The following is a 6,229-nucleotide window of genomic DNA, read 5'->3' as shown; positions in this document are numbered from 1 at the left end:
GGGTATCTCCGCCATCCGAGGTGACATCCCGCGCACTGACTTCCGACACGTAATAGCGGGCCAGGGCCTGTGCATCATCTTCCCGGGAGACGTCCACCGCGCCCGGCCGACGAACCGGTACCGCAAGATACACCAGCGTATTGTGGGCGCCTTCGGGAACCTCGAGCACCCCGGGCGCATCATCCACTTCGGGGAAATTGAAGGGAGTACCATCGGGGAACACGCCCCGCCCCCGGGACACGGACAGCTTGCCCAGTTTGAGCAACTCCTGATCCAGCTCCAATGCCTGTAATCCCCAGGCATAGGCGCCCAGGGCACTGCACTTGGCATCGATGTAGCGTTCGACGTAGCGGTCGTACTGCTGAAAGTGCTGAGGGTTCAGAAACATCCCCTCGGACCAGATGACTTTGCTGCTCAACGACATGATCTATCTTCCCTATTGTTGCCGGTTCATTGTGGGTTCCAATCAGTTCAGCACTGACAACTGGTTACCCGAGATCTGCAGTTTGATGACATCCCTGAACACGTTGCGCGCGGTAACGGGAATGACGACTTTGTAGGCGGCGCGCTGGTACTGATAGAACTCGGCCATGATGCCGACATAGCGCGTGTTCGCATCGAGTACCAGCTCATGGTCCCGAATCTCGCCGGGGACCACACCGGGTAGCTGGCGTCGACGTACCAACGTATCACCGAGCACGGCCGAGTCACGTTCATACAGACGCACAAAGTCAGCGTCAGCAAACGCCTGTTCGGCGGTCAGCTCGTAAAACCTCAGCACCACTGGCGCGGGCTCGTTGCTGTGATCGGGATTGATGTCCGCGCGCGCGTCAATGGACAGCCTGACATCGGTCTGTAACTTGAGCATACCCCCGACGCGGCTTTCCTGATTCGCGCAGGCGGTCAACCAACACACCAGCAGAACCGGAAAAAGCCTACGAAGTAAATCAAACCGTTCCATAATTCATCTCTCCTATCGTTACCGGTCGATTATCGCGACGCCGCTCAAGGACGCAGGGCAGACAGGCGACGCAACTGATCCTGATACGCCTGGACAAACTCGTCACCGAAAATCTGCTGAAAAGAGCGCTCCATATTGTCACTCAGGCCCCGGTAGTGCGCTCGGTAGTTGTCCCAATAGCGCGCCTTGCGTACGGGCGGTATGACGCTGGGTTTCTGTTGGCTGTTCGCATTGGCCTCGAAACGATCCGGGTCGAACTCCTTGAGCATATGCTCAAACGCTCGACGCATACCGGAGATCATTGCCAACTGGTGTTCCGCAATTTCCTGGAATCCCTCGCGAATGGCCTGCAAAGGCTCCTTGTACGCCTGGCTTCGACGCACAAAAATATTCTCTAGCGCTTCATCGACATCGGCAGAGAACTTGAGTGGATTGTTCTCCACGGGCTGAATGGTGGTGACATTCATCCGAAACTCGTTTTTTATGCTGGCCCGAGAGCGCAACACCTGCATCAACCCCTCAATCACCTCCCGCATCATGGTGCCGATCAGCGGCTCCAGCTCCACTCGCGCCTCCGGGCTCAGCCGGTCCAGATCCACTCCCATGGCGGAAAATAGCGTTTCCGATGTCCGGGGTGGCATGGAGTCTGCGGACGGCTGGGTGGACGTAACCTCTACAGGTTCAGCGCGGCTGACCGGAGTCGGGCGATCCAGGCTCGGGCGCTTGCCAGGCTGAGGCGTGACGACAGGCCCTGGTATTTCCTGTGCCGCGTTATCGTCATGCCCAGCGGGTTCATCCCGGAGTTGTGCATCCGTTGGCTGGGGGGCGGCCGCCCACTCGGGCTCGCGGTCGAGCTGCGGGGAGGCGGAGTCGGGCTCGCGCTCCAAAGGCTCCAGCCAGTCGGTGGGAATCAGTTGTTCCTGATGGGCCTCTGGCCAGTGGATCGCGTCGACGGACGGATCCTGCCACTTCGATTCGGAATCGGAGAAGGCCCCTTCGCCAGGGCCGGGATACAGTGCTGTGGACTCATTGTGCCAGGGTTCGCGCTCGGCACCGGATGCGCCATCCAGCATCTGCAGAGGATCCAGGGAATCTCGGGACGGGTCGGCGACCGGACCGGCATCAAAGGGATCACAGGCAAAGGGATCATCGACGGAAAAAGGCGTGGCGGGATGTTCCTCTGGCGCGGGCTCTGTCGCAAAAGGCGACGCATCGAGCGAGCCGGCCTCGACATTCAACAGGTCGATCGCGAACGTGTAGTCGCCTATCTCAACCTGATCACCGTGATTGATCGTCGTCACCACGCCTTTGCCCAAAGGCTCTGACGAACCGTTGATAAAAGTGCCGTTGGTGCTGTGGTCGATCAACTGGAAGCGTCCCTGCTCGACCGTAAACTCGCAGTGCCGAGCCGACAGGATCCGGTCGGGATCCGGCAGAACCCAGTGATTATCGGGACCGCGCCCGATCGTTCCGCCGTGCTGATCGAATGAAAATTGCTGTTGGGGAAGAGAGGCGCCTTCTGGCGTTTTGATCATCCTTAGCTGTAAGTTCATTCCGTTATCATCCCGAAAGTGTCCGTTTTCTTTACGCTCCATTGGCTGAGCCGTCTGGGCGTCGAGCCAGGAGACTGTATGCGGCGTTCGCCCTTCGTTGCCCGAAGGACATTCCCTGGCGCAGATCACAAAATTTTTTGAGCCACGCCATTGCGATGCGCCGGCCATTCTGTGATGGAAACGGATTGTACACCATATTTTTTTTGAAACAGAATCAAAAATATTGCACTCGGTCACATTTTTCGACGCGGAACAAAAAAATATTTGGCATTCGATTCGTAAACAGTTAATTTTTTAATCGCGCTGTGGTAGCTTTCTCCATCTCCAGCGAATAGCCAACAACGGATTGTTATGTTTATTTATGTGACGGACTACCTTCATTCCTTCGCGGAATGTCTGCATCAGACCAGAAAAAAGCCGTTAAAGTCGATGTGACTCAAGGCCGGCAGTGACAGGAATCAGCAGAACACCATAGGGAAAGACAGGCAATGGCTTCACCCCATATCATTGAGCTCGACGATTTACTCGCCCCTATCGCTGAGGATACACCCTCGGGTGCAGACCCTCGCGCCAGTGCGTCTCCGAACTCAACCTACCAGACACTCAAACGCGAACGATCCAGCGCCCGAGCGGCGGAACGCAAGTCCGTACACGACGGTGACAGCCAGGAGGCCGACCACCATTGGCGTGAAGTGCTGAACCTGGCCCCCAAAATTCTCAAGGAAGAAGCCAAGGATCTCGAAGTCGCCAGTTGGTACACCGAAGCCCTGGTACGCAAACAGGGCTTTCAGGGCTTGCGCGATGCGTTCGCACTGATTCGCGGGTTGGTCGAACAATACTGGGAGAACCTCTACCCGACACCGGACGAAGACGGCCTGGAAACTCGCGTGGCCCCTCTCTCCGGACTGAACGGTGAGGGGGCAGAGGGCGTATTGATCGCACCGATTCGCCGTGTCCCCATCACGGAAGGACAACCCCCCGCCCCCTTCAGCTACTGGCACTACCAGCAGGCACTCGACATTCAGAAGCTGGCCGATGAAGACGCCCGTCAGGCAAAAGAAGCCAAACTCGGTTATGGGCTGGGGGATATCGAGAAAGCCGTCCGGGAATCAGACGACACATTCTTTCAGAACCAGCGGGAAGATCTGGATCAGGCCATTGAGCATTTTCGTGCCTGCCAGAGCCTACTGGATCAACACTGTGGTATTGAGCTGGCGCCCCCTTCCCGCAATATTCTAGAAGTTCTGGAAGAGTGTCGAGGTGCCGTCAATCATCTGGGGCGCGACAAGCTATCGCCCGCGAACGAATCCGAAGGCAGTGCCTCCGAGGCGGTTGAAGCGACCGGAACGGAAGACGCTCCCGCGAACACGCCCGCTACCCGAAAAGCGCTGGATCGCGACGAGGCCTTCCGTCAACTTCGGGAGATTGCCGAATTTTTCCGCACCACCGAACCCCACTCCCCGGTGTCCTACCTGCTTCAGAAAGCCGTCAAGTGGGGCAATATGCGTCTGGACGAACTGATTCAGGAGCTGATACCAGACGAGAGTTCTCGCACGCATTACAGCGAGCTGACGGGCGTAGAAATCACCGAGGATTAACCCCGTAGAAGGCAGTAGTGACGACCAACCAAACCAATGACAGAGGATTAGGGATTATGTCCGACAGTATCCACGACAAGCTCAAGCGCGTGCGCAAGCCTCGCGTTCATATCACCTACGATGTTGAAACCAACGGCACGATCGCCGAGAAGGAATTGCCCTTTGTCATGGGCGTGATGGGGGACTACTCGGGTGATAACACCGAGGCCAAGAAGTCCCTGAAAGACCGGAAGTTCTCCCAGATTGATCGGGATAACTTCAACGACATCATGGGCAAGGTCAACCCCAAGCTGGGATTCCAGGTGGCCAACAAGCTGGAAGATGATGACAGCGAAATGAAGGTCGAGCTCGACTTCAACCGCATGGAAGACTTTGAACCCCATCGGATCGTGCAACAGGTCGAACCGCTGCGCAAGCTGATGGACACCCGCAATAAACTGCGTGATCTGTTGACCAAAGCAGACCGATCCGAGGATCTTGAAAACCTGCTGGAAAGTGTACTGAGTGATACCGAAGCGCTGGCCGCCCTGTCCGGTGAGCTGGGTGTGGGTGCAGAGCAAAAGGAGGAAGCGAAAGATGGCGAATAACGAAGAACAGGTAATGGAGCAGGCGGAAGCCGATGTACAGGAAGTCAGCTTTCTCGAGCAGGCCATTACCGCGACCCGACAGACTCCGGCGGACGAGACTCAGGATCTGCTCAAGACCCTGACCCAGGAAGCCATGAACGGCACGGTCAAATGGGACAAAAACCTGACCGTCACCATCAATCGCGCCATTGCGGCAGTCGATCAGTTGATGTCCCAGCAACTGTCGGAAATCATGCACCATGAAAAATTCCAGAAGCTTGAAGGCTCTTGGCGTGGACTGAACCACCTGGTGATGAACTCCGAGACCGGCTCCCAGCTCAAGATCCGCATGCTCAACCTGAGCAAGAAAGAACTGACCAAGGATCTCGAGAAAGCGGTGGAGTTTGACCAGAGCCAGATTTTCAAGAAAATTTACGAAAGCGAATTCGGCACCGCTGGCGGTCAACCCTACTCCGCGCTGATTGGCGACTATGAGTTCTCCTCTCACCCAGACGATATCTCGCTGCTCAGCCAGATGTCCAACGTGGCCGCCGCCGGCTTCTGCCCCTTTCTGACCGCTGCGGCGCCGCAGATGTTCGGCTTTGAGGATTATACCGAGCTGTCCAAACCGCGCGATCTGGAAAAGATTTTTGATTCAGCGGAGTACATTCAGTGGCGCAGCTTCCGCGAGAGTGACGATGCCCGCTTTGTGACCCTGACCATGCCCCGGGTACTGGCCCGCCTGCCGTACGGCCAGTCGACCAAACCCATTGAGGCGTTCAACTACGAAGAAGTACCGGTGGGTGAGGACGGCAAACATCGAGCCACCGAGCACGATGATTATTGCTGGATGAACGCTGCTTACGCACTGGGCACCACCCTGACCAAAGCCTTCGCCGAGTACGGCTGGTGCACCAGCATTCGCGGTGCCGAAGGGGGCGGTCGTGTCGATGGGCTGCCCAGCCATACCTTTGTCAGTGACGATGGTGACGTGGATCAGAAATGCCCGACCGAAATCGGCATTACCGACCGCCGTGAAGCAGAACTGAGCAAGCTGGGCTTTCTGCCGCTGTGCCACTACAAAAATACCGACTACGCGGTATTTTTCGGGGCCCAGACCGCACAGAAGCCGCCCAAGTTTGATGATCCCGAGGCGAGCGCCAACGCGGCGATTTCCGCCCGTCTGCCGTACATCATGGCAACCTCCCGCATCGCCCACTTCCTGAAAGTGATGGCGCGCGACAAGGTCGGCTCGTTCATGGAAGCGGGGGAAGCCGAAGAGTGGCTCAACCGCTGGATCGGCAACTACGTGAATGGCAGCCCCGGCGCCAGCGCCGAAATGAAAGCCCGCTTCCCATTGGCCGAGGCTCACGTCGAGGTCAAGGAAGTCCCGGGCCAACCCGGCGTATTCAATGCGGTCGCCTGGATGCGCCCCTGGTTGCAGATGGAAGAGCTGACCGCCTCCCTACGCCTGGTAGCCAACATCCCCAAGGCGGGCTAAAGCCAGCGCCCAAATAGGGCGGCGGAGGGATCCGCGCCCTATTGTTTTTT

Annotated in this window: 6 protein-coding genes; 3 read left to right on the top strand and 3 right to left on the bottom strand. The window is 57.4% G+C overall.

Annotation, left to right across the window (positions count from 1 at the left end; translation table 11 throughout):
- The 3 genes from tssK to tagH all read right to left on the bottom strand — a co-directional run.
- Positions 1-424: type VI secretion system baseplate subunit TssK (tssK, locus tag B3187_RS10330; RefSeq protein ID WP_286806263.1), on the bottom strand; the 424-nt coding region annotated here is incomplete at its 3' end.
- Positions 425-466: 42 nt separating this feature from the next.
- Positions 467-961: a type VI secretion system lipoprotein TssJ gene (gene tssJ, locus B3187_RS10325; RefSeq protein WP_123639126.1), complete on the bottom strand. Its 495-nt coding sequence runs from the start codon at positions 959-961 to the stop codon at positions 467-469.
- A 44-nt stretch (positions 962-1,005) separates the two neighbouring features.
- Complete coding sequence (gene tagH, locus B3187_RS10320; protein WP_286806261.1) at positions 1,006-2,514, bottom strand: type VI secretion system-associated FHA domain protein TagH; 1,509 nt, start codon at positions 2,512-2,514, stop codon at positions 1,006-1,008.
- Between the two features lie 488 nt (positions 2,515-3,002).
- On the opposite strand from tagH, the gene tssA reads away from it, so the two are divergent.
- Genes tssA through tssC form a run of 3 tightly spaced genes read left to right on the top strand, consistent with a single transcriptional unit; the run spans position 3,003 to position 6,179 of the window.
- Complete coding sequence (gene tssA, locus B3187_RS10315; RefSeq protein ID WP_286806258.1) at positions 3,003-4,112, top strand: type VI secretion system protein TssA; 1,110 nt, start codon at positions 3,003-3,005, stop codon at positions 4,110-4,112.
- A 56-nt stretch (positions 4,113-4,168) separates the two neighbouring features.
- Positions 4,169-4,699 (top strand): type VI secretion system contractile sheath small subunit, encoded by a 531-nt coding sequence (tssB, locus tag B3187_RS10310; RefSeq protein ID WP_286806256.1) that lies wholly within the window; start codon positions 4,169-4,171, stop codon positions 4,697-4,699.
- Entirely contained in the window at positions 4,689-6,179 is a 1,491-nt protein-coding gene (gene tssC, locus B3187_RS10305) for a type VI secretion system contractile sheath large subunit (protein ID WP_024462219.1), read from the top strand. Before tssB ends, tssC begins: the two co-directional genes overlap by 11 nt.
- Positions 6,180-6,229: the final 50 nt, after the last annotated feature.

The organism is Marinimicrobium sp. UBA4209, from assembly GCF_002381585.1.
Lineage (GTDB): Bacteria > Pseudomonadota > Gammaproteobacteria > Pseudomonadales > Cellvibrionaceae > Marinimicrobium > Marinimicrobium koreense.
The sequence above is the reverse complement of the archived record's forward strand: the minus strand, read 5'-3'. Positions and strand labels throughout refer to the sequence as shown.

Coding starts and splice junctions, on each gene's coding strand:
- tagH (WP_286806261.1), bottom strand. CDS start 2,514: ATGAACTTACAGCTAAGGATGATCAAAACGCCAGAAGGCGCCTCTCTT.
- tssC (WP_024462219.1), top strand. CDS start 4,689: ATGGCGAATAACGAAGAACAGGTAATGGAGCAGGCGGAAGCCGATGTA.
- tssA (WP_286806258.1), top strand. CDS start 3,003: ATGGCTTCACCCCATATCATTGAGCTCGACGATTTACTCGCCCCTATC.
- tssJ (WP_123639126.1), bottom strand. CDS start 961: ATGGAACGGTTTGATTTACTTCGTAGGCTTTTTCCGGTTCTGCTGGTG.
- tssB (WP_286806256.1), top strand. CDS start 4,169: ATGTCCGACAGTATCCACGACAAGCTCAAGCGCGTGCGCAAGCCTCGC.